This is a genomic window from Streptomyces rugosispiralis, from assembly GCF_024505145.1.
Classification (GTDB): Bacteria; Actinomycetota; Actinomycetes; order Streptomycetales; family Streptomycetaceae; genus Streptomyces; species Streptomyces rugosispiralis.
Window position 1 is genome coordinate 153343 of sequence record NZ_JANIAA010000009.1, and the last position, 26158, is coordinate 179500.

Annotated in this window: 25 protein-coding genes; 24 read left to right on the plus strand and 1 reads right to left on the minus strand. The window is 71.1% G+C overall.

Translation table 11 applies throughout. The features are described from left to right. Nucleotides 1–233: 233 nt before the first annotated feature. The 13 genes from NP777_RS17285 (at nucleotide 234) to nusB (ending at nucleotide 13384) form a co-directional block, all read left to right on the plus strand. Complete coding sequence (locus tag NP777_RS17285; protein ID WP_256651040.1) at nucleotides 234–680, plus strand: DUF948 domain-containing protein; 447 nt, start codon at nucleotides 234–236, stop codon at nucleotides 678–680. An 8-nt stretch (nucleotides 681–688) separates the two neighbouring features. Beyond that, the gene (locus NP777_RS17290; protein WP_256651041.1) at nucleotides 689–1018 is read left to right on the plus strand and encodes a DUF6167 family protein; all 330 of its coding nucleotides are present in this window, start codon (nucleotides 689–691) and stop codon (nucleotides 1016–1018) included. Beyond that, entirely contained in the window at nucleotides 1018–3702 is a 2685-nt protein-coding gene (alaS, locus tag NP777_RS17295) for an alanine--tRNA ligase (protein ID WP_256651042.1), read from the plus strand. Before NP777_RS17290 ends, alaS begins: the two co-directional genes overlap by 1 nt. Nucleotides 3703–3707: 5 nt before the next feature. After that, nucleotides 3708–4172 (plus strand): Holliday junction resolvase RuvX, encoded by a 465-nt coding sequence (gene ruvX / locus NP777_RS17300; RefSeq protein ID WP_164425030.1) that lies wholly within the window; start codon nucleotides 3708–3710, stop codon nucleotides 4170–4172. Nucleotides 4173–4263: 91 nt separating this feature from the next. Then, nucleotides 4264–6021: an endolytic transglycosylase MltG gene (mltG, locus tag NP777_RS17305; protein WP_256651043.1), complete on the plus strand. Its 1758-nt coding sequence runs from the start codon at nucleotides 4264–4266 to the stop codon at nucleotides 6019–6021. 6 nt (nucleotides 6022–6027) lie between these two features. Then, nucleotides 6028–6855 carry a shikimate dehydrogenase gene (locus NP777_RS17310; protein WP_256651044.1) on the plus strand — a complete coding sequence of 276 codons (828 nt, stop codon included), beginning with the start codon at nucleotides 6028–6030 and terminating at the stop codon, nucleotides 6853–6855. 213 nt (nucleotides 6856–7068) lie between these two features. After that, a complete protein-coding gene (aroC, locus tag NP777_RS17315) occupies nucleotides 7069–8253 on the plus strand; it encodes a chorismate synthase (RefSeq protein ID WP_256651045.1) in 1185 nt (394 codons plus the stop codon). A 44-nt stretch (nucleotides 8254–8297) separates the two neighbouring features. Further along, entirely contained in the window at nucleotides 8298–8780 is a 483-nt protein-coding gene (locus NP777_RS17320; RefSeq protein ID WP_256651146.1) for a shikimate kinase, read from the plus strand. After that, nucleotides 8777–9934, plus strand: a complete 1158-nt coding sequence (aroB, locus tag NP777_RS17325) for a 3-dehydroquinate synthase (RefSeq protein ID WP_305889838.1) — start codon at nucleotides 8777–8779, stop codon at nucleotides 9932–9934. Before NP777_RS17320 ends, aroB begins: the two co-directional genes overlap by 4 nt. Nucleotides 9935–10245: 311 nt before the next feature. Continuing rightward, on the plus strand, nucleotides 10246–11124 hold the full coding sequence (locus NP777_RS17330; protein ID WP_256651046.1) for a Pro-rich N-terminal domain-containing protein: 879 nt from the start codon (nucleotides 10246–10248) through the stop codon (nucleotides 11122–11124). Between the two features lie 61 nt (nucleotides 11125–11185). After that, entirely contained in the window at nucleotides 11186–12298 is a 1113-nt protein-coding gene (locus tag NP777_RS17335) for an aminopeptidase P family protein (RefSeq protein ID WP_256651047.1), read from the plus strand. 64 nt (nucleotides 12299–12362) lie between these two features. Continuing rightward, nucleotides 12363–12929, plus strand: coding sequence for an elongation factor P (gene efp / locus NP777_RS17340; protein ID WP_020867059.1), 567 nt, complete (start codon nucleotides 12363–12365; stop codon nucleotides 12927–12929). 2 nt (nucleotides 12930–12931) lie between these two features. Continuing rightward, nucleotides 12932–13384, plus strand: coding sequence for a transcription antitermination factor NusB (nusB, locus tag NP777_RS17345; protein ID WP_046087725.1), 453 nt, complete (start codon nucleotides 12932–12934; stop codon nucleotides 13382–13384). A gap of 103 nt (nucleotides 13385–13487) precedes the next feature. Here the strand turns inward: nusB and bldD are convergent, their stop codons facing one another. Beyond that, complete coding sequence (bldD, locus tag NP777_RS17350; RefSeq protein ID WP_014056259.1) at nucleotides 13488–13988, minus strand: transcriptional regulator BldD; 501 nt, start codon at nucleotides 13986–13988, stop codon at nucleotides 13488–13490. A 222-nt stretch (nucleotides 13989–14210) separates the two neighbouring features. Between bldD and pyrR the strand changes: the two genes are divergently transcribed. The 11 genes from pyrR (at nucleotide 14211) to rpoZ (ending at nucleotide 26039) form a co-directional block, all read left to right on the plus strand. After that, nucleotides 14211–14792, plus strand: coding sequence for a bifunctional pyr operon transcriptional regulator/uracil phosphoribosyltransferase PyrR (pyrR, locus tag NP777_RS17355; RefSeq protein ID WP_256651048.1), 582 nt, complete (start codon nucleotides 14211–14213; stop codon nucleotides 14790–14792). Nucleotides 14793–14931: 139 nt separating this feature from the next. After that, entirely contained in the window at nucleotides 14932–15912 is a 981-nt protein-coding gene (locus NP777_RS17360; RefSeq protein WP_256651049.1) for an aspartate carbamoyltransferase catalytic subunit, read from the plus strand. Between the two features lie 2 nt (nucleotides 15913–15914). Beyond that, nucleotides 15915–17210 (plus strand): dihydroorotase, encoded by a 1296-nt coding sequence (locus NP777_RS17365; RefSeq protein WP_256651050.1) that lies wholly within the window; start codon nucleotides 15915–15917, stop codon nucleotides 17208–17210. Continuing rightward, the gene (locus NP777_RS17370) at nucleotides 17207–17827 is read left to right on the plus strand and encodes a PH-like domain-containing protein (protein WP_256651051.1); all 621 of its coding nucleotides are present in this window, start codon (nucleotides 17207–17209) and stop codon (nucleotides 17825–17827) included. Before NP777_RS17365 ends, NP777_RS17370 begins: the two co-directional genes overlap by 4 nt. A gap of 182 nt (nucleotides 17828–18009) precedes the next feature. Continuing rightward, nucleotides 18010–19137, plus strand: coding sequence for a glutamine-hydrolyzing carbamoyl-phosphate synthase small subunit (gene carA, locus NP777_RS17375; RefSeq protein WP_256651052.1), 1128 nt, complete (start codon nucleotides 18010–18012; stop codon nucleotides 19135–19137). Continuing rightward, a complete protein-coding gene (gene carB / locus NP777_RS17380) occupies nucleotides 19130–22441 on the plus strand; it encodes a carbamoyl-phosphate synthase large subunit (protein WP_256651053.1) in 3312 nt (1103 codons plus the stop codon). Before carA ends, carB begins: the two co-directional genes overlap by 8 nt. 76 nt (nucleotides 22442–22517) lie before the next feature. After that, complete coding sequence (locus tag NP777_RS17385; RefSeq protein ID WP_256651054.1) at nucleotides 22518–23618, plus strand: quinone-dependent dihydroorotate dehydrogenase; 1101 nt, start codon at nucleotides 22518–22520, stop codon at nucleotides 23616–23618. A 96-nt stretch (nucleotides 23619–23714) separates the two neighbouring features. Then, entirely contained in the window at nucleotides 23715–24578 is an 864-nt protein-coding gene (gene pyrF, locus NP777_RS17390) for an orotidine-5'-phosphate decarboxylase (protein ID WP_256651055.1), read from the plus strand. A 203-nt stretch (nucleotides 24579–24781) separates the two neighbouring features. Then, nucleotides 24782–25105 carry an integration host factor gene (locus NP777_RS17395; RefSeq protein ID WP_009713618.1) on the plus strand — a complete coding sequence of 108 codons (324 nt, stop codon included), beginning with the start codon at nucleotides 24782–24784 and terminating at the stop codon, nucleotides 25103–25105. A 48-nt stretch (nucleotides 25106–25153) separates the two neighbouring features. Next, a complete protein-coding gene (gene gmk, locus NP777_RS17400; protein WP_256651056.1) occupies nucleotides 25154–25711 on the plus strand; it encodes a guanylate kinase in 558 nt (185 codons plus the stop codon). A gap of 67 nt (nucleotides 25712–25778) precedes the next feature. Next, a complete protein-coding gene (rpoZ, locus tag NP777_RS17405) occupies nucleotides 25779–26039 on the plus strand; it encodes a DNA-directed RNA polymerase subunit omega (RefSeq protein ID WP_020867048.1) in 261 nt (86 codons plus the stop codon). Nucleotides 26040–26158 lie beyond the last annotated feature (119 nt).

Here is a 26158-nt window from a genome sequence, read left to right on the forward strand (position 1 = left end):
TTGTCCGGTGGCGGGACGACGGCGGGTCCGGACCGGCCGCCCGGCGGCCGTTATCCGTTTCGGGTGCGCGTCCGCGGCGCGATAAGGTCGATACCTGCCGCCCGCACCCGGATACCGCCCGAGAGCGGCGGGCGACGGACGACGCCGAACGACGCGTCATCACGACACGTCGGCGCGCCGAGCACGACCAACACGAGACAACGACGACGAGCGGCGACAGGGAGCGGTGCGACGTGTCCGGTGGAGAGGTGGCCGGGATCCTCGTGGCCGTCTTCTGGGCGATCCTGGTGTCCTTCCTGGCGCTGGCGCTGGTGAGGCTGGCCCAGACGCTCAAGGCGGCCACCCGGCTGGTGGCGGAGGTCACCGACCAGGCGGTGCCGCTGCTGAGCGAGGCGTCCGCGACCGTGCGCGAGGCCAACACCCAGCTCGCCCGGGTGGACTCGATCGCCTCCGACGTCCAGGAGGTCACCTCCAACGCCTCCGCGCTCTCCTCGACCGTCTCCACCGCATTCGGCGGACCGCTGGTCAAGGTGGCCGCGTTCGGCTACGGCGTCCGGCGGGCGATCGGCCGCAAGGGGCGGGCGGAGGACGAGTCCGCGCCCGCGCGCACCGTCGTCATCGGCAAGACCCTGCCGTCCGCCCGCCGGGGCGGCCGCCGCAACCGTGGATCGAAGGGCTGACAGACCGGATGTTCCGCCGCACATTCTGGTTCACCACCGGCGTCGCCGCCGGGGTGTGGGCCACCACCAAGGTCAACCGCAAGCTCAACCAGCTCACCCCGGAGAGCCTGGCGGCGCAGGCCGCCGACCGCGCGGTGCTGGCGGGCCGGCGGATCAAGGTCTTCGCCCTCGACGTACGGGACGGCATGGCCGATCGTGAGGCCGCGCTCAAGGACGCGCTCGGGCTCTCGGCGCCACCGCCGGACGACCGCAAGCGGCTCCCGGCCCAGCGGGGCCGGTCCCAGCTCACCCACACCCCCTCCTACAAGATCCACAAAGCCGGAAATGAGGACCACTGATGGAGTCGGCTGAAATCCGCCGTCGCTGGCTGCGCTTCTTCGAGGAGCGCGGGCACACCGTCGTGCCGTCGGCGTCGCTCATCGCGGACGACCCGACGCTGCTGCTGGTCCCCGCGGGCATGGTGCCCTTCAAGCCGTACTTCCTCGGTGAGGTCAAGCCGCCCTTCGACCGCGCCGTCAGCGTGCAGAAGTGCGTGCGCACCCCGGACATCGAAGAGGTCGGCAAGACCACCCGCCACGGCACCTTCTTCCAGATGTGCGGGAACTTCTCGTTCGGCGACTACTTCAAGGAAGGCGCCATCAAGTACGCCTGGGAGCTGCTCACCAGCTCCCAGGAGGAGGGCGGCTACGGCCTCGACCCCGAGCGGCTGTGGATCACCGTCTACGAGCAGGACGACGAGGCCGAGCGCATCTGGCGCGAGGTGATCGGCGTCCCCGTCGAGCGGATCCAGCGCCTGGGCATGGGCCCGAACTACTGGTCCATGGGCGTCCCCGGCCCCTGCGGTCCCTGCTCCGAGATCAACTACGACCGTGGTCCGGAGTTCGGCGAGGAGGGCGGCCCGGCCGTCAACGACGAGCGCTACGTGGAGATCTGGAACCTGGTCTTCATGCAGTACGAGCGCGGTCCGGGCGAGGGCAAGGAGAACTTCCCGATCCTCGGCGAGCTCCCCAGCAAGAACATCGACACCGGTCTCGGCCTCGAGCGCCTGGCGATGATCCTGCAGGGCGTGCGGAACATGTACGAGACCGACACCCTGCGCGTCGTCATGGACAAGGCCACCGAGCTGACCGGGGTCGCCTACGGCGCCGCCCATGACAGCGACGTCTCGCTGCGCGTGGTCGCCGACCACATGCGCACCTCCGTCATGCTCATCGGCGACGGCGTCACCCCCGGCAACGAGGGCCGCGGCTATGTGCTGCGCCGCATCATGCGCCGCGCCATCCGCAACATGCGCATCCTCGGCGCCACCGAGCCGGTCGTCGGCGAGCTGGTCGACGTCGTCCTGAAGACGATGGGCCAGCAGTACCCGGAGCTGCTGACCGACCGTAAGCGCATCGAGACCGTCGCCCTCGCCGAGGAGTCGGCCTTCCTCAAGACGCTCAAGGCCGGCACCAACATCCTCGACACCGCCGTCACCGACACCAAGGCCTCCGGCGGCAGCGTGCTCCCCGGCGACAAGGCGTTCCTGCTGCACGACACCTGGGGCTTCCCGATCGACCTCACCCTCGAGATGGCCGCCGAGCAGGGCCTCTCGGTGGACGAGGAGGGCTTTCGCCGCCTGATGAAGGAGCAGCGGGAGCGCGCCAAGGCCGACGCCAAGGCCAAGAAGACCGGCCATGCCGACCTGTCCGCCTACCGCGAGGTGGCCGACAGCTCCGGTCTGACCGAATTCACCGGCTACCTCCACACCGAGGGCGAGTCCACCGTCGTCGGCCTGCTGGTCGACGGGGTGTCCTCGCCCGCCGCCACCGAGGGCGACGAGGTCGAGGTCGTCCTGGACCGCACCCCCTTCTACGCCGAGGGCGGCGGTCAGCTCGCCGACACCGGCCGGATCAAGCTGGACACCGGCGCCGTGGTGGAGGTCCGCGACGTTCAGCAGCCGGTGCCCGGCGTCAGCGTGCACAAGGGCGTCGTCCAGGTCGGCGAGGTGACCGTCGGCGCCGGGGCCCACGCCCGGATCGACATCAAGCGCCGCCGCGCCATCGCCCGCGCCCACAGCGCCACCCACCTCACCCACCAGGCGCTGCGCGACGCCCTGGGCCCGACCGCCGCCCAGGCCGGTTCGGAGAACTCGCCCGGCCGCTTCCGCTTCGACTTCGGCTCGCCGACCGCCGTGCCCGGCGCGGTCCTCACGGACGTGGAGCAGAAGATCAACGAGGTGCTCTCGCGCGAGCTCGACGTCACCGCCGAGGTGATGAGCATGGACGACGCCAAGAAGCAGGGCGCCATCGCCGAGTTCGGCGAGAAGTACGGCGACCGGGTGCGCGTGGTGACCATCGGCGACTTCTCCAAGGAGCTGTGCGGTGGCACGCATGTGCACAACACCGCCCAGCTGGGTCTGGTGAAGCTGCTCGGCGAGTCCTCCATCGGCTCCGGGGTGCGCCGGGTCGAGGCCCTGGTGGGCGTGGACGCCTACAACTTCCTCGCCCGGGAGCACACGGTCGTCTCCCAGCTCACCGACCTGGTCAAGGGCCGCCCCGAGGAGCTCCCGGAGAAGATCTCCGGCATGCTGAGCAAGCTCAAGGAGGCCGAGAAGGAGATCGAGCGGTTCCGCGCCGAGAAGGTGCTGCAGGCCGCCGCCGGTCTCGTTCAGGGCGCCAAGGACGTCCGGGGCGTGGCCCTGGTCGCCGCCAAGGTGCCGGACGGCACCTCCGCCGACGATCTGCGCAAGCTGGTCCTGGACGTGCGTGGCCGGCTGGATCAACTGTCGGGGGCGGCCGACCGCCCGGCCGTCGTCGCCCTCTTCACCGTGGCGAACGGCCGCCCGCTGACCGTCATCGCCACCAACGAGGCCGCCCGTGAGCGCGGGCTCAAGGCCGGTGACCTGGTTCGCACCGCCGCCAAGACGCTCGGCGGCGGAGGCGGCGGCAAGCCGGACGTCGCCCAGGGCGGCGGCCAGAACCCGGAGGCCGTCGGCGAGGCCGTCGAGGCCGTCGAGCGGCTTGTCGCGGAATCGGCCTGACCACCGTGCGACGCGGCAGGCGGATCGCCATCGACGTCGGGGACGCCCGGATCGGGGTCGCCTCGTGCGACCCCGACGGGATCCTCGCCACCCCCGTGGAGACCGTGCCGGGACGCGACATCCCGGCCGCCCACAAGCGGCTGGTGGCGATCGTCGAGGAGTATGAACCGATCGAGGTGGTGGTCGGCCTGCCGCGCTCGCTCAGCGGGCGCGAGGGGCCGGCCGCGGCCAAAGTGCGCACCTTCGCGCGCGAGTTGGCGCGGCGGGTCAACCCGGTGCCGGTGCGCCTCGTCGACGAGCGTATGACCACTGTCACAGCGTCCCAGGGGCTGCGGGCCTCCGGGATGACGTCCAAGAAAGGGCGTTCCGTCGTTGACCAGGCGGCGGCCGTGGTGATCCTGCAGAGCGCGCTGGAGACCGAGCGGGTCTCGGGGAGGGCCCCGGGGGAAGCCGTCGAAGTGGTCATCTGATCGCGATACGGTAACGTTCCGCGCGGCATGGCCGCCGCCGCCCGTGCCACGAACACGCCGAGCGGTGACCACCTCCGTCGCTAGGGGACCGATGACTGAGTACGGCCGGGGACCCGGCTCCCAACCGTGGCATCCCGAGGATCCGCTGTACGGGGACCGAGAGTGGAGCGGCCACCGCGCGGTGGCCGGTCAGGATCCCTACGCACAGGACCCCTACGCGCGGCAGGACACCTACGCACAGGACCCGTACGCACAGGAGGCCTACGGCCAGGATCCGTACGGTCAGGGCTCCTACGGCCAGGGCGCGTACGGTCAGGATCCCTACGGGCACCAGCAGTACCCGCACGGCTATCCGCAGGACCCCCAGCAGCATCAGCAGCCCCAGTGGGACGGCCAGGACGCCGGCTACCCGCATCAGCGGCACTCGCAGGAGTACCCCGGCCAGGGCGGTGCGTACCCGGCCCAGGACGGCTCGTACGGTGGGATGGACCCGCAGGATCCCTATGGCGGCCAGGGTGGTCAGGGCGGCCAGGGCGGTGCCTACCCGGGCCAGGACCCCTACCGGGGACAACAGGGCGGCACACAGCAGATGCCCACGGTGCCCGCCGAGCACCAGGTGCCGCGCCAGCGCGAGGCCCCCGAGGAGCCGCCCCTCCAGGCGGACGAGGCGGACGACCACCCGTTCTTCAACGACGGTGGCGGCCGGGGTGACGCCGACGACGCGGACGACGACGGCGAGGACGGCGGGCGCAACGGTAAGAAGGGCAAGCCCAAGAAGCGCCGCAGCGGCGTGGCCTGCCTCTTCGTGACCGTCGTCCTGGTGGGCGCCGTCGGCGGAGGCGGCTACTACGCCTACGACTTCTGGCAGACCCGCTTCGGCCCCGCACCCGACTACTCCGGCGAGGGCACCGGCCGGATCGAGGTGGAGGTTCCCTCCGGCTCCGGCAACGCCGAGATCGGCTCGATCCTCGCCGACAAGGGCGTGGTCAAGAGCAGCGGCGCCTTCGTCAAGGCCGTGGAGGACAGCGGCAAGTTCGTCCAGCCGGGCACCTACACCCTGCGCAAGGAGATGTCCGGCGCGTCGGCGGTCAAGCTGATGCTCGACCCCAGCAGCAGCAACGCCCTGATCGTCACCGAGGGCATGCGCGACGCCACGATCTACGCGGCGATCGACAAGAAGATCGGCCTCAAGGCGGGGACCACCGCGGGCGTCGCCAAGAAGGAGGCCAAGAACCTCGGGCTGCCCTCCTGGGCCGACGACAACAGCAAGATCAAGGATCCGCTGGAAGGATTCCTGTACCCGTCCCGCTACAGCGTGGGCGAGGGCGCCAAGCCCGAGGACGTGCTGCGGAAGATGGTCGCCGAGGCCAATCGGAACTACTCCGGTCAGGATCTGGAGGGCAAGGCCAAGGAATTGGGCCTGAAGTCCCCGCTCCAGCTGATCAGCGTGGCCAGCCTGGTCCAGGCGGAGGGCGTCACCCACGACGACTTCCGGAAGATGGCCGAGGTCGTCTACAACCGGCTGAAGCCCGCGAACCCCGAGACCTACGGCAAGGTGGAATTCGACTCCACCTACAACTACATCAAGAACCAGAGCAAGATCGATATCCCGATCAGTGAGATCAAGCAGTACGACAACCCGTACAACACGTACTTCTACAAGGGACTTCCGCCCGGTCCGATCGGAAATCCGGGCCATGACGCGCTGAAGGCGGCAATGAACCCGACCAGCGACGGCTGGTATTACTTCATTTCGCTCGACGGCAAGACGAGCGAGTTCTCCAAGACCTACGCGGATCACCAGAAGTGGGTCAACAAGTTCAATGAGCAGCGCAAGAACAACGGCTGAGGAAAAATGTCGGAAAACCGCAGGGCAGCGGTGCTCGGTTCGCCGATCGCCCACTCCCTGTCACCGGTGCTGCACCGCGCCGCCTACCGCGAACTGGGCCTGACCGGCTGGACGTACGACCGCTTCGAGGTGGACGAGACCGGGCTGCCGGACTTCTTCAAGCACCTCGGCGAGGACCCGGGACCGGCCTGGGCCGGGCTGTCCCTGACCATGCCGCTCAAGCGCGCCGTCATCCCGCTGCTGGACGAGATCAGCGACACCGCGGCCTCGGTGGAGGCCGTCAACACGGTGGTCTTCGGCGACGACGGCGGCAGGCGCGGGGACAACACCGACATCCCCGGCATGCTGGCGGCGCTGCGGGAGCGCGGCGTCGGGCGTGTGGAGCGCGCCGCCGTGCTGGGCGCCGGCGCCACGGCCTCCTCGGCGCTGGCCGCGCTCTCCCGGATCTGCGACGGCGAGGTCACCGCCTACGTCCGCAGCGAGGCCCGCGCCGCCGAGATGCGGCAGTGGGGCGAGCGGCTGGGCGTCGCGGTGCGCACCGCGGACTGGGGCGACGCGGCCGAGGGGCTCGGTGCGCCGCTGGTGATCGCCACCACGCCCGCGGGCACCACCGACGCGCTCGCCGCGTCCGTACCGGACCGCCCCGGCGCGCTCTTCGACGTGCTCTACGAGCCCTGGCCCACCCCGCTGGCCGCCGCCTGGGCGGCGCGCGACGGCTCGGTGGTCGGCGGCCTGGACCTTCTGGTGCACCAGGCGGTGCTCCAGGTCGAGCAGATGACGGGCCGCGCCCCCGCGCCGCTGGCCGCGATGCGCGAGGCGCTGACGGCCCGCTGAGCCGTCCCACGGGGCCCTGGCCGGTCCCGTCCGGCCCCTCCTCGGTCCGGCCCGGCCCGCCCCCGGCCCCTCCCCGGCGCGCGACGGGCGTCCACCCCATGGACCACGAACCGAGCGGACGCCCCGGTCGTGGGAGGATCGGAGGTGCGGGCCGGAGTCGCGCGGACCGGGCCGCGCCGCACGACGTCGAGGCACGCGCATGAGGGAGCACCGTTGAGCAGGTTGCGCTGGCTGACCGCGGGAGAGTCGCACGGCCCCGCACTCGTGGCGACGCTGGAGGGGCTGCCCGCCGGGGTGCCGATCACCACCGACATGGTGGCCGACGCCCTGGCCCGACGGCGGCTCGGCTATGGCCGCGGTGCCCGGATGAAGTTCGAGCGCGACGAGGTCACCTTCATCGGTGGCGTACGCCACGGGCTGACCCTCGGCTCCCCGGTCGCGATCATGGTCGGCAATACGGAATGGCCCAAGTGGGAGCAGGTCATGGCCGCCGACCCGGTGGACCCCGAGATCCTCGAGGGAGTCGCCCGTAACGCCCCGCTGACCCGCCCCCGCCCCGGCCACGCCGACCTGGCCGGGATGCAGAAGTACGGCTTCGACGAGGCCCGGCCGATCCTGGAGCGCGCCAGCGCCCGCGAGACCGCCGCCCGGGTGGCGCTGGGCACCGTCGCCCGCTCCTACCTCAAGGAGACGGCCGGGATCGAGATCGTCTCGCATGTCGTGGAGCTGGCCGCCGCGAAGGCGCCGTACGGCGTCCACCCCAAGCCGTCCGACGTCGAGAGGCTGGACGCCGACCCGGTGCGCTGCCTGGACCAGGACGCGAGCAAGGCGATGGTGGCCGAGATCGACCAGGCCCACAAGGACGGCGACACGCTCGGCGGCGTCGTCGAGGTGCTCGTGTACGGCGTGCCGGTGGGCCTCGGCTCGCATGTGCACTGGGACCGCCGGCTCGACGCACGGCTGGCCGCCGCGCTGATGGGCATCCAGGCCATCAAGGGTGTCGAGGTCGGCGACGGCTTCGACCTCGCGCGGGTGCCCGGCTCCAAGGCCCATGACGAGATCCTCTCCACGGACGAGGGCATCCGGCGCTCCTCGGGCCGCTCCGGCGGCACCGAGGGCGGGCTGAGCACCGGCGAGCTGCTGCGCGTCCGGGCCGCGATGAAGCCGATCGCGACCGTGCCGCGGGCGCTGGCCACGGTCGACGTGACCACCGGCGAGGCCACCAAGGCCCACCACCAGCGCTCCGACGTGTGCGCCGTCCCGGCGGCCGGGATCGTCGCCGAGGCGATGGTCGCGCTGGTCCTGGCGGACGCGGTCGCGGAGAAGTTCGGCGGCGACTCGGTCACCGAGACCCGCCGCAATGTGAAGGGCTTCCTCGAGAACCTGGTCATCCGGTGACGGGGCAGGTCAGCGAGGGTCCGGCCGTCGTGCTGGTCGGGCCCATGGGGGTCGGGAAGACCACCGTCGGGCAGGTGCTCGCGGAGCGGCTCGGCACCACCTTCCGGGACACCGACACCGACATCGTCGCGACGGCGGGCAAGGAGATCTCCGAGATCTTCATCGACGAGGGCGAGCCGCACTTCCGCGAGCTGGAGCGACAGGCGGTGCGGACCGCCGTAGCCGAGCACCGGGGCGTGCTCGCGCTCGGCGGCGGCGCCGTCCTCGACGAGGGCACCCGGGCGCTGCTCGACGGGCTCCCCGTCGTCTTCCTGGAGATGGGGGTCGCCGAGGCCGTCAAGCGGACCGGTCTCGACGCCCCGCGCCCGCTGCTCGCGGTCAATCCGCGCCAGCGCTGGCGCGAGCTGATGGAGCAGCGCCGCCCGCTGTACACCGAGGTCGCCCGCGGCGTGGTGTCGACCGAGGACCGTACCCCCGAGGCCGTCGCCGAGGCCGTCCTGGACGTACTGGAGCTGAAGAACGCATGACTTCCCCTGTGGCCGATACCCCTACGCGTATCCAGGTCGGAGGCACCGCGGGCACCGCGCCGTACGAGGTGCTGATCGGCCGGCGGCTGCTCGGCGAGCTGGCCGGACTGATCGGCACGCCGGCCCGCCCGTCTCCCACCACCACCCTCAAGGGAGGCGCTCCGCGCCACGGCCATGTCCAGCGCGTCGCCGTTCTGCACCCCGAGGCGCTGGCCGAGACCGGTGAGGCGATCCGCCAGGACCTCGCCGAGCAGGGGTACGACGCCATCGCGATCCAGCTGCCCAACGCGGAGGAGGCCAAGACCGCCGAGGTCGCCGCGTACTGCTGGAAGGCGCTCGGCCAGACCGGCTTCACCCGCACCGATGTGATCATCGGCGTGGGCGGCGGCGCGACCACCGACCTCGCCGGGTTCGTCGCCGCCACCTGGCTGCGCGGAGTGCGCTGGATCGCCGTCCCCACGACCGTGCTCGGCATGGTCGACGCCGCCGTCGGCGGCAAGACCGGGATCAACACCGCCGAGGGCAAGAACCTCGTCGGCGCCTTCCACCCCCCGGCCGGGGTGCTGTGCGATCTGGCCGCGCTGGACTCGCTGCCGGTCAACGACTACGTCAGCGGGCTCGCCGAGGTCATCAAGGCGGGCTTCATCGCCGACCCGGAGATCCTGGAGCTGATCGAGCGGGACCCGGTCGCCGCGCGTACGCCCGCCGGTCCGCACACCGCCGAGCTCATCGAGCGCTCCATCCGGGTCAAGGCCGAGGTCGTCTCCAGCGACCTCAAGGAGTCCGGCCTGCGGGAGATCCTCAACTACGGGCACACCCTCGCCCACGCCATCGAGAAGAACGAGCGCTACAACTGGCGCCATGGCGCGGCCGTCTCCGTGGGCATGGTCTTCGCCGCCGAGCTGGGCCGGCTGGCGGGCCGTCTGGACGACGCCACGGCCGACCGGCACCGCACCGTCCTGGAGGCCGTCGGCCTGCCGCTCACCTACCGCGGCGACCAGTGGCCCAAGCTGCTGGAGACCATGAAGGTCGACAAGAAGTCCCGCGGTGACCTGCTGCGCTTCATCGTGCTGGACGGTATCGCCAAGCCCACCGTGCTGGAGGGCCCGGACCCGGCGGTGCTGCTCGCGGCGTACGCCGAGGTCTCCGGCTGACCCGGGCCCAGGGTCCTTCTGACGGATCTCCGCGGTGTCGCGGCGTCCCACCGCGTCACAACTCTGTCATCGCGTTCGAAAGCCCGCGGCCTCGCCGGGGGCTTTCGAACGCCCCCCGAGCCCTCGCAGTTGCGGCCCTTGAGGGACGAAATGCCTGGCTGACGAGGGGCGGCGGGGACACAGCGGGTTTGCGGTCCGTTCACACAGCCGAGCTTTGGGCAGGTACCGTTCGGTAGGAGCGGCCTCACCGCCGTATCAGCACCTGACAGTTGTCGGACGAGAACTGCCTGTACGAGACGGAGTGCCACCGGATGCAGCATGCGGGAGCTCCGCTGCCACCGCCCCATCAGCCGGGGCCGGTTCCCGGGCCGCAGGGCGCGGGCTGGACCCAGGGCGCGAATGCGAGCCATCACCCGGGACCTCACCCCAATCCGCCCGCCCCGCCGGTGCCTCCCGCGGCCGGGCACCCGGTACCGCCCGCGCAGCATCCGGTGTCCCCTCCGCCGGCCCCGCCCGCGCCCCCCGGGGCTCCGCTGGAGACGGTGAACACCACCGGCCATGTCCAACTGCCGCCCGGCGGCCCGGTGCCGCTGCCGCACCCCCCGTCGGACCCGTCGCTCGCCGATGTCTCGCAGGCGGCGGTGGCGGTGCTGCTGATCGGACCGGCCGGGGCGGGCAAGACGACGGTCGCGCGCTACTGGGCCGACCGCCGCCGGGTGCCGACCGCCCACATCAGCCTGGACGATGTGCGGGAGTGGGTCCGGTCCGGCTTCGCCAACCCCCAGTCGGGGTGGAACGAGCACTCCGAGGCGCAGTACCGGCTCGCCCGCCGCACCTGCGGCTTCGCCGCCCGCAACTTCCTGGCCAACGGGATCTCCTGCATCCTCGACGACGCCGTCTTCCCCGACCGCCCGGTCGTCGGCCTCGGCGGCTGGAAGCGCCATGTGGGCCCCGGGCTGCTGCCGGTGGTGGTCCTCCCGGGCCTGGAGATCGTCCTGGAGCGGAACGCGGCCCGCAGCGGCAACCGCCGCCTCAGCGACGAGGAGGTGGCGCGGATCCACGGCCGGATGGCGGGGTGGTACGGCTCCGGCCTGCCCATCATCGACAACTCCACGTACGACGTGGAGACCACGGCCCGGATGCTCGACGAGGTCGTCACCCGCTCCATCGCCTCCCCGCCCAGCTGGTAACCCCCCCCGTCCGGCCCCGCTCGACCGGCCGTGCCCGGCGGCCCTGCGTACGCTCGGGGACATGTCCGAGGTGTACGCGGCCCGACGTGCCCGTCTGCACGATCAGTGCACCGCGGCCGGGAGCGCGGCGGCGCTGGTCTCCCGGCCCGCCAATGTGCGCTATCTGTGCGGCGCCGTGCCGCCCGGGGCCGTGCTGCTGCTCGGGCCTGTCCAGGACGTGCTGGTGGCCACCGAGGTCCCGTCCGCGCCGCCGCTCTCCTCGGGCCCGCCGCGTTCCGACGAGCCTCGGCTGCTGGTGATGCCCGGCGCGGACGGCGATCCCGCGGTGGCCGCCGCCGATCTGGCCGCGGCGGACGGCGCCGAGTCGCTGGCCGTCGAGGAGCACGATCTGACCGTCGCCCGCCATCGGACGCTGGGAGCCGCCGCCCCACGCGTCCGGCTGGCCGATCTGGGCCGCGCCGTCGAGCAGTTGCGGCTCATCAAGGACGACGAGGAGATCTCCTGTATGCGGATCGCCGGGGAGCTCGCCGACCAGGCGCTCGGTGAGCTGCTGGAGTCGATCCTGGTGGGCCGCACCGAGCGGCATCTGGCGCTGGAGCTGGAGCGCCGGCTGGTGGACCACGGCGCGGACGGCCCGGCCTTCCCCACCGTGGTCGCGGCGGGGCCCAACGCGGGGCGCTCCGGCCATCTGCCCACCGACCGGAGGGTCGAGGAGGGCGATTTCCTCACCATCTCGCTCGGCGCGGACTACCGCGGCTACCGCTGCCAGGTGGGCCGCACCTTCGTCATCGGCCCCTCGCCCGCGGACTGGCAGGTCGAGCTGTACGATGCCGTCTTCGCCGCTCAGCGGGCCGGGCGGGAGGCGCTGTTGCCGGGCCGGGCGTACCGGGACGTGGACCGGGTGACCCGTCAGGTGCTGACCGCCGCGGGCTTCGGAGACGGGCTGGAACCGTGCACCGGACACGGTGTGGGCCTGGAAATCGACGAGGACCCTCGGCTCACACCGTCCGCCATGGGTAAACTGGACGCTTGTGTGCCGGTCACCGTCGAGCCGGGGGTCCACCTCCCGGGCCGGGGCGGTGTCCGGATCGATGACACGCTCGTCGTCCGCCCCGAGGCGGACGGCGGACCCGAGCTACTCACCATCACGACCAAAGAGCTGCTCGCGCTCTAGCGGAACCGGGCGCGCCGGCGGCTCTCTGGTCTCCGCCAGCTGTAGTCCAGGAGATCCCGCAACCGTGGCATCCACGAACGACCTCAAGAATGGATTGGTGCTCAAGCTCGACGGGGGCCAGCTCTGGTCCGTCGTCGAGTTTCAGCACGTCAAGCCCGGCAAGGGCCCCGCTTTCGTGCGCACCAAGCTCAAGAACGTGCTGTCCGGCAAGGTGGTCGACAAGACCTTCAACGCCGGTGTGAAGGTCGAGACGGCCAATGTCGACAAGCGCGGCATGCAGTTCTCGTACAAGGACGGCGAGAGCTTTGTGTTCATGGACATGGACACCTTCGACCAGATCTACATCACCCCCGAGGTCGTCGGCGACAACGCCCGCTACCTGCTCGAGGGCTTCGAGGCCGTTGTGGCGATGTACGAGGGCAACCCGCTGTACGTCGAGCTGCCCGCCGCCGTCGAGCTGGTGATCGAGTACACCGAGCCGGGCGTCCAGGGCGACCGCTCCACCGGTGGTACCAAGCCCGCCAAGCTGGAGACCGGCTACGAGATCGGTGTGCCGCTGTTCATCACCACCGGTGAGAAGATCAAGGTCGACACCCGCTCCGGTGAGTACCTCGGTCGGGTGAACAACTAACCGTGGCTGCCCGCAACAAGGCCCGTAAGCGTGCCTTCCAGATCCTCTTCGAGGCCGATCAGCGCGGCAGCACCGTGCAGACCGTGCTCGCGGACTGGATCCGGCTCGCCCGGACCGACGATCGGCAGCCGCCGGTCAGCGAATACACGATGCAGCTCGTCGAGGGATATGCCCAGCACATCGACCGGATCGACGAGCTGATCGCCACCTACGCGGTGGGCTGGACGCTGGACCGGATGCCGGTCGTCGACCGGAACATCCTGCGGCTGGGCGCGTATGAGCTGGTGTGGGAGGACGCGACCCCGGACGCGGTGGTGATCGACGAGGCGGTGCAGCTCGCCAAGGAGTTCTCCACCGATGACTCGCCGGCCTTTGTCAACGGCCTGCTGGGCCGGATCAAGGAGCTGAAGCCGAGTCTGCGTCGCGAGCAGGAGCCCCGGGAGCACCAGGCATAGCCGCGTTCATCACATGACAAAGCCGCCGGGGGCGGTGGAGGACCCAGAAGGGCTCCACTGCCCCCGGCGGCACGTTTCTGCTGGTGAACAGGGAAAGCGGGACTCAGACGTCTTCGTGCTGGACCGCGCGGCGGGCGTCGGCGCCCAGCACGCCCCAACTGATCAGCTGTTCGGTCAGCACGGACGGCGACTGGTCATAGATGACGGCGAGAGTGCGCAGATCGTCCTGGCGGATCGAGAGCACCTTGCCGTTGTAGTCGCCACGCTGGCTCTGGATCGTGGCGGCGTACCGCTGGAGCGGGCCCGCCTTCTCGACCGGCACATGGGCCAGTCGCTCCAGGTCCAGTACCAGCTTCGGCGGCGGCTCGGCGGCCCCGGCCGGGCTTGTGCCCGGCAGCAATTCCTGCACCGGGACGCCGTAGAAGTCGGCCAGCTCGGCGAGACGCTGCACGGTCACGGCGCGGTCGCCGCGCTCGTACGATCCCACCACCACGGCCTTCCAGCGGCCCTGGGACTTCTCCTCGACACCGTGGAGGGAGAGGCCCTGCTGGGTGCGGATGGCGCGGAGCTTGGCCCCGAGCTGTTTGGCGTATTCGCTGGACATAAAGCTCCCCGGACGCTGTATCGACGTGCGGCTGTGCCGCGCGGCTGGTCACTCACTGTGAGGTTACGCAGCGTAATTTCCATTCGTCAAGCCGAATGGAGCGGAGGGGCTCCGGCCAGGGGTGTTGACGGGGCCGGACCTCACTCCTGCTAGTGTGAATGGCGCAAATCCGACCGTCCTTTAAGGTCCGTCCCGTGAGGCGGAGAAGGAGGTCCGTTTCGTATGGACGCCCGTACCTCGGACGCCGCGCGCTCCGTGCTGGAAGCACCGGATATCGCGCGCGTTCTCACCCGCATCGCCCACGAGATCGTCGAGCGCGCCAAAGGCGCCGATGACGTGGTGCTGCTCGGCATTCCCACCCGTGGTGTCTATCTCGCCCGGCGGCTGGCCGCCCGGCTCGAAGAGATCACCGGCAAGCCCGGCCGGATCCCGGTCGGCTCGCTCGACATCACGATGTACCGCGACGATCTGAGGCTGCGCCCGGCCCGCGCACTCGCCCGCACCGAGATCCCCGACGACGGCATCGACGGCCGCCTCGTGGTCCTCGTCGACGATGTGCTCTTCTCCGGCCGCACCATCCGCGCCGCCCTCGACGCCCTCGGTGACATCGGGCGGCCGCGCGCGGTCCAGCTCGCGGTCCTCGTCGATCGCGGCCACCGGGAACTGCCGATCCGCGCCGACTACGTCGGCAAGAACCTCCCCACGTCGCTGCGGGAGACGGTCAAGGTCCAGCTCACCGAGGAGGACGGCCGCGACAGCGTGCTCCTCGGGCTGCGCGGGACCACCCCCGCGGACGGGAAGTAGCGCCCCGCACCGACGGCGAGTGCCACCCCGGCGACCGAAGGGGAACCCGCCCGACGGACCACCGGTGCCACCAGGCCACCGGTCCCCGCGCCTGCCCGCCCGCACGCCCGCACACCTCCTTCACCCACGGAGCAACCGGATGAAGCGCCACCTCATCTCGGCCGCCGATCTCTCGCGCGACGACGCCGTCCTGATCCTCGACACCGCCGAGGAACTGGCCCGGCTCGCCGACCGGCCGATCAAGAAACTGCCGACCCTGCGCGGCCGTACCGTCGTCAACCTCTTCTTCGAGGACTCCACCCGCACCCGCATCTCGTTCGAGGCGGCCGCCAAGCGGCTCTCCGCCGACGTGATCAACTTCTCCGCCAAGGGATCCTCGGTCTCCAAGGGCGAGTCCCTGAAGGACACCGCGCTCACCCTGGAGGCCATGGGCGCCGACGCCGTGGTGATCCGCCACCACGCCTCCGGCGCCCCGCACCGGCTGGCCACCTCCGGCTGGATCAACGGCGCCGTGGTGAACGCGGGCGACGGCACCCACGAGCACCCCACCCAGGCGCTGCTCGACGCCTTCACCATGCGCCGCCGGCTGGCCTCCGGGGCGTCCGGTGTGGGCGAGGACCTGGCCGGACGCCGGATCACCATCGTCGGCGACGTCCTGCACAGCCGGGTGGCCCGCTCCAACGTCCATCTGCTGTCCACCCTGGGTGCCGAGGTCACCCTGGTCGCCCCGCCGACGCTGGTCCCCTTCGGCGTGGAGAGCTGGCCCTGCGCGGTCTCCTACGACCTGGACGCGGTGGTCGGCAAGACCGACGCCGTGATGATGCTGCGCGTCCAGCGCGAGCGCATGAACGCCGCGTTCTTCCCCACCGAGCGGGAGTACGCCCGCCGCTACGGCCTGGACGGCGACCGCATGGCACGGATGCCGGAGCACGCCATCGTGATGCACCCCGGCCCCATGAACCGCGGCATGGAGATCACCGCGGAGGTCGCGGACTCCGACCGCTGCACCGCCGTCGAGCAGGTCGCCAACGGCGTCTCGATCCGCATGGCCGTCCTGTACCTGCTGCTCGGCGGGAACGAGTCCGCCGTCGCCGCCGCCCGCACCGAGGAGAGCAAGTGACCATGAGCGACACCCACAAGACGCTGCTGCGCGGGGCGAAGGTGCTCGGCGGTGAGCCGCGCGACGTGCTGATCGAGGGCGAGCGCATCGCCGCGGTCGGCACCGGTCTGGACGCGGACGGCGGCACCGTGATCGACGCCGCCGGGCAGATCCTGCTGCCGGGCCTGGTCGACCTCCACACCCATCTGCGCGAGCCCGGCCGGGAGGACTCCGAGACGGTCCTCACCGGCACCCGGGCCGCCGCGATCGGCGGCTTCACCGCCGTCCACGCCATGGCCAACACCTTCCCCGTGGCCGACACCGCGGGCGTCGTCGAGCAGGTGTGGCGGCTGGGCAAGGAGTCCGGCTACTGCGACGTCCAGCCCATCGGGGCGGTGACCGTGGGCCTGGACGGCAAGAAGCTCGCCGAACTGGGCGCGATGCACGACTCCGCCGCCGGGGTGCGGGTCTTCTCCGACGACGGCAAGTGCGTGGACGACGCGGTGATCATGCGTCGCGCGCTGGAGTACGTGAAGGCGTTCGACGGCGTCATCGCCCAGCACGCCCAGGAGCCCCGCCTCACCGAGGGCGCCCAGATGAACGAGGGCGTCGTCTCCGCCGAGCTGGGCCTGGGCGGCTGGCCGGCCGTCGCCGAGGAGTCGATCATCGCCCGCGATGTGCTGCTCGCCGCGCACGTCGGCTCCCGGGTGCACATCTGCCACCTCTCCACCGCGGGCTCGGTCGAGATCGTCCGCTGGGCCAAGTCCAAGGGCTGGAACGTCACCGCCGAGGTCACCCCGCACCACCTGCTGCTCACCGACGAACTCGTACGCTCCTACGACCCCGTCTACAAGGTGAACCCGCCGCTGCGCACCGAGGCCGATGTGATGGCGCTGCGTGAGGCGCTCGCCGACGGCACCATCGACTGCGTGGCCACCGACCACGCCCCGCATCCGCACGAGGACAAGGACTGCGAGTGGGGCGCCGCGGCCATGGGCATGGTGGGCCTGGAGACGGCGCTGTCCGTGGTCCAGCACACCATGGTGGACACCGGCCTGCTGGACTGGACGGGCGTCGCCGACCGGATGTCCACGCGGCCCTCGGCCATCGGCCGGCTGACCGGCCACGGCCGTCCCATCGCCGCCGGGGAGCCCGCCAACCTCACCCTGCTCGACTCCGCTTACCGTGGTGTGGTGAACCCCGCGGGCTTCGCCTCCCGCAGCCGCAACACCCCCTACGAGGGCCGCGAACTGCCGGGCCGCGTGACGTACACCTTCCTGCGGGGCCGGGCGACGGTTGTGGACGGGAAGCTGGCGTGACGACTCCGAGTCATCCGGTGGCGGGCCTCGCGGGATTCGCGGGCCTCGCGGCCGAACAGAAATCGCAGGACGTGACCGACTGGGCGGCCAGGATCGGCTGGGTCGTCGGGCTGCTGCTGGTCATCGCGCTGGTCTACTGGCTGATGCGCGAGGGCTGGAAGTGGCGCGCCACCCTCCAGGGCGACCTCCCCGAGCTGCCCCAGACCCCGGCCGAGCCCGGCGCGCCGACGCTCTCGATGAGCGGCCGCTACCACGGCTCCACCACCGCCGGGCAGTGGCTGGACCGGATCGTCGCCCATGGCCTCGGCACCCGCAGCCGGGCCGAGCTCACCCTCACCGACCAGGGCGTGAGCGTCGTACGGCCGGGCGCCCGGGACTTCCTCATTCCCGCCGCCGAGCTGCGCGGCGCCCGGCTCGACAAGGGCATCGCGGGCAAGGTCCTCGCCGAGGGCGGACTGCTGGTGATCACCTGGAGCCACGGTGACCGGCTGATCGACTCCGGCTTCCGCTCCGACCACGCGGCCGAGCACACCGCCTGGGTCGAAGCCGTGGGACGGCTCACCTCGGGCGCTGTGCCCGCCAAGACGCAATCCGAAGACACGGAAGGCGCACGTTGACCTCCTCCCCACCCCAGGGGCGGGGACGCCCCCAGTCGCCCAGGGGCTCTTCCTGCTTCACAGCCGACAGCCCCCGGGACGAACCCAAGCCGAGGTCTTACATCAGCTCCACAGGCCGTAACCGCCAGCCCGGCGGCCACTACGGAACGTACCAGCCGGGAGGAAACCCGATGCCCGGATTCATGAAGAATCCCCAAAACCCTGCCATCCTCGTCCTGGAGGACGGCCGCACCTTCCGCGGCCGGGCCTACGGGGCCGTGGGGGAGACCTTCGGCGAGGCCGTGTTCTCCACCGGGATGACCGGCTACCAGGAGACCCTGACCGACCCCTCCTACCACCGCCAGGTCGTCGTGATGACCGCCCCGCACATCGGGAACACCGGCGTCAACGACGAGGACCCGGAGTCGAAGCGGATCTGGGTCTCCGGCTACGTGGTGCGCGACCCGGCCCGTACGCCCTCCAACTGGCGCTCCCGCCGCTCGCTCGACGACGAGCTCAGCGCCCAGGGCGTCGTCGGCATCAGCGGGATCGACACCCGCGCACTCACCCGCCATCTGCGCGAGCGCGGCGCCATGCGCGTGGGCATCTTCTCCGGCGCGGCACTCGCCGACGAGGCCGCGCTGCTGGCGAAGGTGCGGGAAGCCCCCCAGATGAAGGGCGCCGACCTCAGCGGCGAGGTGGCCACCGAGGAGGCGTACGTCGTCCCGGCGATCGGGACCAAGAGGTTCACCGTCGCCGCGATCGACCTGGGCATCAAGGGCATGACCCCGCACCGGATGGCCGAGCGCGGCATCGAGGTGCACGTGCTGCCCGCGACCGCCACCGCCGAGGACGTCTACGCGGTGAACCCGGACGGGGTCTTCTTCTCCAACGGCCCCGGCGACCCGGCCACCGCCGACCACCCCGTCGCCCTGATGCGGGCCGTGCTGGAGCGCTCCACGCCGCTGTTCGGCATCTGCTTCGGCAACCAGATCCTCGGCCGCGCGCTCGGCTTCGGCACCTTCAAGCTGAAGTACGGCCACCGCGGGATCAACCAGCCGGTGCAGGACCGCACCACCGGCAAGGTGGAGGTCACCGCCCACAACCACGGCTTCGCCGTGGACGCCCCGCTCGACGCGCCGTCCGACACTCCCTTCGGCCGCGCCGAGGTCTCCCACGTCTGCCTCAACGACAACGTGGTCGAGGGGCTGCGGCTGCTCGACCGCCCCGCGTTCAGCGTCCAGTACCACCCCGAAGCCGCCGCCGGTCCGCATGACGCCGCGTACCTTTTCGACCGCTTCGTGTCCCTGATGGAGGGCCAGCGTGCCTAAGCGCACCGACATCCAGTCCGTTCTGGTCATCGGCTCCGGCCCGATCGTCATCGGCCAGGCCGCCGAGTTCGACTACTCCGGCACCCAGGCGTGCCGGGTGCTGAAGGCCGAGGGCCTGCGGGTCATCCTGGTCAACTCCAACCCGGCCACGATCATGACCGACCCGGAGATCGCCGACGCCACCTATGTCGAGCCGATCACCCCGGAGTACGTCGAGAAGATCATCGCCAAGGAGCGCCCCGACGCGCTGCTGCCCACCCTCGGCGGCCAGACCGCGCTCAACACCGCGATCTCGCTGGACGAGGCGGGCACCCTCGCCGAGTACGGCGTCGAGCTGATCGGCGCCAACGTCGAGGCGATCCACAAGGGCGAGGACCGCGACCAGTTCAAGGAGGTCGTCGAGGCCGTCCAGGCCAAGATCGGCCACGGTGAGTCCGCCCGCTCGGTCATCTGCCACTCCATGGACGACGTCCTCGCGGGCGTCGAGGAGCTCGGCGGCTACCCGGTCGTGGTCCGCCCCTCCTTCACCATGGGCGGCGCGGGCTCCGGCTTCGCCCACGACGAGGACGAGCTGCGCCGCATCGCCGGGCAGGGCCTGGCCCTCTCGCCGACCACCGAGGTGCTCCTGGAGGAGTCCATCCTCGGCTGGAAGGAGTACGAGCTGGAGCTGATGCGCGACCGCAACGACAATGTCGTGGTCGTCTGCTCCATCGAGAACTTCGACCCCATGGGCGTGCACACCGGTGACTCGATCACCGTCGCCCCGGCGATGACGCTCACCGACCGCGAGTACCAGATCCTGCGGGACATCGGCATCGCCGTCATCCGCGAGGTCGGCGTGGACACCGGCGGCTGCAACATCCAGTTCGCGGTCAACCCCGAGGACGGCCGGGTCATCGTCATCGAGATGAACCCGCGCGTCTCCCGCTCCTCGGCGCTCGCCTCCAAGGCCACCGGCTTCCCCATCGCCAAGATCGCCGCGAAGCTGGCCGTCGGCTACACCCTGGACGAGATCCCGAACGACATCACCCAGGAGACCCCGGCCTCCTTCGAGCCCACGCTCGACTATGTCGTGGTCAAGGTGCCGCGCTTCGCCTTCGAGAAGTTCCCGGCCGCCGACGCCCGGCTCACCACCACCATGAAGTCGGTCGGCGAGGCCATGGCCATCGGCCGCAACTTCACCGAGGCGCTCCAGAAGGCGCTGCGCTCGCTGGAGAAGAAGGGCAGCCAGTTCGACTTCACCGGGGAGCCCGGGAGCAAGTCCGAGCTGCTCCAGGCGGCGGTCGTCCCGACCGACGGCCGGATCAACACCGTGATGCGGGCCATCCGCGCCGGAGCCACCCCCGAGGAGGTCTTCGACGCCACGAAGATCGACCCGTGGTTCGTGGACCAGCTCTTCCTGATCAAGGAGGTCGCGGACGAGATCGCCGCCGCCGGCAAGCTCGGCCCCGAGCTGCTCGCCGAGGCCAAGCGGCACGGCTTCTCCGACGCCCAGATCGCCGGGATCCGCTCGCTGCGCGAGGACGTGGTCCGCGAGGTGCGGCACGCGCTGGGCATCCGGCCCATCTACAAGACGGTCGACACCTGCGCCGCCGAGTTCGCCGCCAGGACCCCGTACTTCTACTCCTCCTACGACGAGGAGTCCGAGGTCGCCCCGCGCGAGACCCCCGCGGTGATCATCCTCGGCTCGGGCCCCAACCGCATCGGCCAGGGCATCGAGTTCGACTACTCCTGCGTCCACGCCTCCTTCGCGCTGCATGACGCGGGCTATGAGACCGTCATGGTCAACTGCAACCCGGAGACCGTCTCCACCGACTACGACACCTCCGACCGGCTCTACTTCGAGCCGCTCACCCTGGAGGACGTGCTGGAGATCGTCCACGCGGAAACGCAGGCGGGCCCGGTCGCCGGGGTGATCGTCCAGCTCGGCGGCCAGACCCCGCTGGGCCTGGCCCAGGCGCTCAAGGACAACGGCGTGCCGATCGTCGGCACCTCGCCCGAGGCGATCAACCTCGCCGAGGAGCGCGGCGCCTTCGGCCGGGTGCTCACCGAGGCCGGGCTGCCCGCGCCCAAGTACGGCACCGCCTTCTCCTTCGAGCAGGCCAAGGGCATCGCCGCCGAGATCGGCTACCCGGTCATGGTCCGCCCCTCCTACGTGCTCGGCGGCCGCGGCATGGAGATCGTCTACGACGAGCCCTCGCTCGCCGCCTACCTGGAGCGGCACGCCGGGCTGATCTCCGAGCACCCCGTGCTGATCGACCGCTTCCTCGACGACGCCATAGAGATCGACGTGGACGCGCTCTACGACGGCGAGGAGCTCTACCTCGGCGGCGTCATGGAGCACATCGAGGAGGCCGGGATCCACTCCGGCGACTCGGCCTGTGCCCTGCCCCCGATCACCCTCGGCGGCTTCGACATCAAGCGGCTGCGCGCCTCGACCGAGGCCATCGCGCGCGGGGTCGGCGTCCGCGGGCTGATCAACATCCAGTTCGCGATGGCCGGGGACATCCTCTACGTGCTGGAGGCCAACCCGCGCGCCTCCCGTACCGTGCCCTTCACCTCCAAGGCCACCGCCGTCCCCCTGGCCAAGGCCGCCGCCCGGATCTCGCTGGGCGCCACCGTCGCCGAGCTGCGCGCCGAGGGGCTGCTGCCCTCCAGCGGCGACGGCGGCACGCTGCCGATGGACGCGCCGATCTCCGTCAAGGAGGCCGTGATGCCCTGGAGCCGGTTCCGGGACGCCTCCGGGCGCGGGGTGGACACCATCCTCGGCCCGGAGATGCGCTCCACCGGCGAGGTCATGGGCATCGACTCGGTCTTCGGCGCGGCCTACGCCAAGTCGCAGGCCGGGGCGTACGGCGCGCTGCCGACCAAGGGGCGCGCGTTCGTCTCCGTGGCCAACCGCGACAAGCGCTCGATGATCTTCCCGGCCCGGGAGCTGGTCGGCCTCGGCTTCGAGCTGCTGGCCACCTCGGGCACGGCGGAGGTGCTCAAGCGCAACGGGATCAACGCGACCGTGGTGCGCAAGCACAGCGAGGGCGAGGGCCCGAACGGCGAGAAGACCATCGTCCAGCTCATCCACGAGGGCGAGGTCGATCTGATCGTCAACACCCCGTACGGCACCGGCGGCCGGCTCGACGGCTATGACATCCGTACGGCGTCCGTCGCCCGCGGCGTCCCGTGCCTGACCACCGTCCAGGCGCTCGCGGCCGCCGTCCAGGGCATCGAGGCGCTGGGCCGGGGCGCGGTGGGCGTGCGATCGCTCCAGGAACACGCGGAACATCTGACCGCCGCCCGCGAGGAGTGAGACGAGGGAGGGGGACACCGGCCGGTGTCCCCCTCTTCATGAGCCCACGTCCTCGTTCTTCGGCAGAAAGCCCCTCATGTACCCGCTCCTCTTCAACCTGATCTTCCGCCGCATGGACCCGGAGCGCGCCCATCACCTGGCCTTCTCCTGGATCCGGCTGGCCGCCCGCATCCCCGTCCTGCGGACCTTCGTCGCCGCCGTCCTCGCCCCCCGCCACCCGGCGCTGCGCACCGAGGCGCTGGGCCTGCGGATGCACGGGCCCTTCGGGCTCGCCGCCGGATTCGACAAGAACGCCGCCGGGATCGACGGCATGGCCATGCTGGGCTTCGACCATGTCGAGATCGGCACGGTCACCGCCCAGCCGCAGCCCGGCAACCCCAAGCGGCGGCTCTTCCGGCTGGTCGCCGACCGCGCCCTGATCAACCGGATGGGCTTCAACAACGAGGGCTCGGCGGCGGTCGCGGCCCGCCTCGCGGCCCGGCGCCCGGCCTTCCGTACGACGGTCGGCGTCAACATCGGCAAGACCAAGGTCGTCCCCGAGGCGGAGGCCGTCGCCGACTATGTGACGTCCACCGAGCGGCTCGCCGCCCACGCCGACTACCTCGTCGTCAACGTCTCCTCGCCCAACACCCCCGGATTGCGGAATCTCCAGGCCGTGGACCATCTGCGGCCGCTGCTGACCGCGGTCCGCGAGGCCGCGGACCGCACGGTCACCGGCCGCAGGGTGCCACTTCTGGTCAAAATCGCGCCGGATCTCGCCGACGAGGACGTGGACGCGGTCGCCGATCTGGCGGTCGAACTCGGCCTGGACGGCATCATCGCCACGAACACCACCATCGCCCGCGACGGCCTCGGCCTCACCTCTTCCGCCCAGCTCACGGCCGAGACCGGCGGTCTGTCCGGCGCGCCCCTGAAGGCGCGCTCCCTGGAGGTGCTGCGCCGCCTGTACGCCCGGGTGGGGGACCGGCTGACCCTGGTCGGGGTCGGCGGGATCGAGACCGCGGACGACGTCTGGGAGCGGATTCTGGCCGGCGCCACGCTGGTGCAGGGCTACAGCGCCTTCATCTACCGGGGTCCCTTCTGGTGCCGTGAGATCCACCACGGCCTCGCGGCCCGCCTGGCCGCGAGCCCGTACGCCACCCTCGCCGAGGCCGTCGGCGCCGAGGCCGCCGCGTAATGCCCGGGGGCTCCGCCCCCGCCCCCCCCGCCGGGGCTCCGCCCCGGACCCCGCTCGTCAAGCGCCGGAGGGGCTGAATTTTCTGAGGAGAGACCGATGACGACACCCGCCCCCACCCCCTTCGGCACCCGGCTGCGCGCCGCCATGGACGCCCGTGGCCCGCTGTGCGTCGGCATCGACCCGCACGCCTCCCTGCTCGCCGACTGGGGCCTGGGGGACGATGTGGCCGGTCTGGAGCGGTTCACCCGGACCGTCGTGGACGCCCTCGCCGGGCGGGTGGCCGTCCTCAAGCCGCAGTCGGCCTTCTTCGAACGGTTCGGCTCCCGCGGCATCGCGGTGCTGGAGCGGGCCGTCGCGGACGCCCGCGCCGCCGGGGCGCTGGTGCTGATGGACGCCAAGCGCGGCGACATCGGCTCGACCATGGCCGCGTACGCCTCCGCCTATCTGGATCCGGCCGGCCCGCTCTTCTCGGACGCGGTCACCGTCAGCCCCTACCTCGGCTTCGGCTCGCTGCGCCCGGCGCTGGACGCCGCGCGGGCGGCGGGGGCGGGCGTCTTCGCGCTGGCGCTGACGTCCAACCCGGAGGGCGCCGAGGTGCAGCACGCGGTGCGGCCCGACGGGACGACCGTCGCGGCCACCGTGCTGACCGCGCTCAAGGCCGAGAACGCCGCCGAGGCCGCCGAGGGCCGCCTCGGCTCGTACGGGGCCGTCGTCGGGGCCACCCTCGGCGGCACCGCGCACCGGCTCGGCGCCGATCTGGCGATCGACGGGCCGCTGCTGGCCCCCGGCATCGGGGCCCAGGGCGCGACCCCCGCCGATCTTCCGGCGGTGTTCGGCGCGGCGGTGCGAAATGTTCTTCCGAGCGTCAGCCGGGGGGTGCTCCGGCATGGTCCGGACGCCGCATCGCTGGTCGCGGCGGCCTCCCGAATGGCTGATGAAGTGCGTGCCGTGGCCGAATAACCCGGCTACTTTGTCCGTAAATGTCTGAGTCGAGCGAGTCTGACCAGGACTTTTCGTCTGTTCTCGCTGACTGGAGCGGGATCGGCCGCTAGTCTCCGACGAGAGCGATCGCGCGCTGCGTTGCGCGTTGCTCCCCAGGTGAGGGGCGACTAGGTTCCTCACCGGTCCATATCCGACAGTTCGACATCCGAGGTGACGTAGGCGTGGCTCTTCCGCCCCTTACCCCTGAACAGCGCGCAGCCGCGCTAGAAAAGGCCGCCGCGGCTCGCCGGGAGCGCGCCGAGGTCAAGAATCGACTCAAGCACTCCGGCGCCTCCCTGCACGAGGTCATCAAGCAGGGCCAGGAGAACGATGTCATCGGCAAGATGAAGGTGTCCGCTCTCCTCGAGTCCCTGCCCGGCGTCGGCAAGGTCCGCGCCAAGCAGATCATGGAGCGGCTCGGCATCTCCGAGAGCCGTCGTGTGCGGGGTCTGGGCTCCAACCAGATCGCGTCGCTCGAGCGTGAGTTCGGCGGCGCCGCCGGCTGACCCGGCCCGGCGTTTCCAGGCACTCCCGGGAACCTGGATAATCGCTCCATGGCAGCACACTCCGCACGACCGCGACTGACCGTGCTCTCCGGCCCCTCCGGGGTCGGCAAGAGCACGGTCGTCGCCCATATGCGCAAGGAACACCCCGAGGTCTGGCTCTCGGTCTCCGCCACGACCCGGCGCCCGCGCCCCGGTGAGCGGGATGGCGTCCACTACTTCTTCGTGGACGACGGGGAGTTCGACAAGCTCATAGCCAATGGTGAGCTGCTGGAGTGGGCCGAATTCGCGGGCAACCGCTACGGCACCCCGCGCGAGGCGGTCATGGACCGCCTCGACGCGGGCGAGCCGGTGCTGCTGGAGATCGATCTGCAGGGCGCACGGCAGATCCGCGAGTCCATGCCGGAGGCGCAGCTGGTCTTCCTCGCGCCGCCGAGCTGGGAGGAACTGGTGCGCCGGCTCACCGGCCGGGGCACCGAGGCGCCCGAGGTGATCGAGCGGCGGCTGGAGGCCGCGCGGACCGAGCTGGCCGCCGAGTCAGAGTTCGATACGACCTTGGTCAATACCTCCGTCGAGGACGTGGCAAACGAGCTGCTAGCCTTGATGTGAGTGGCTTGATCTTCGATTCACTCTTGCCATGAGGCGAAATTAGGAAGGCTAGAGAGTGTCCTCTCCCATGACCGCGCCCGAGGGGATCATCAACCCTCCGATTGATGAGCTGCTCGAGGCCACCGACTCCAAGTACAGCCTGGTGATCTACGCGGCGAAGCGTGCGCGTCAGATCAACGCGTACTACTCCCAGCTCGGTGAGGGCCTGCTCGAGTACGTCGGTCCCCTCGTGGACACCCACGTCCACGAGAAGCCCCTCTCGATCGCGCTCCGTGAGATCAACGCGGGCCTGCTGACCTCCGAGGCCATCGAGGGCCCGGCTCAGTAGGTTTCGGATCGCTTGAGCCACCGGCCCGGCAGTGATGCCGGGCCCGTGGTGTGTCATGGGTACGTGAGCCGTCCCGGCGTACCGTGACTGGACGTACGGCCCGATGCGGCAGACGACAT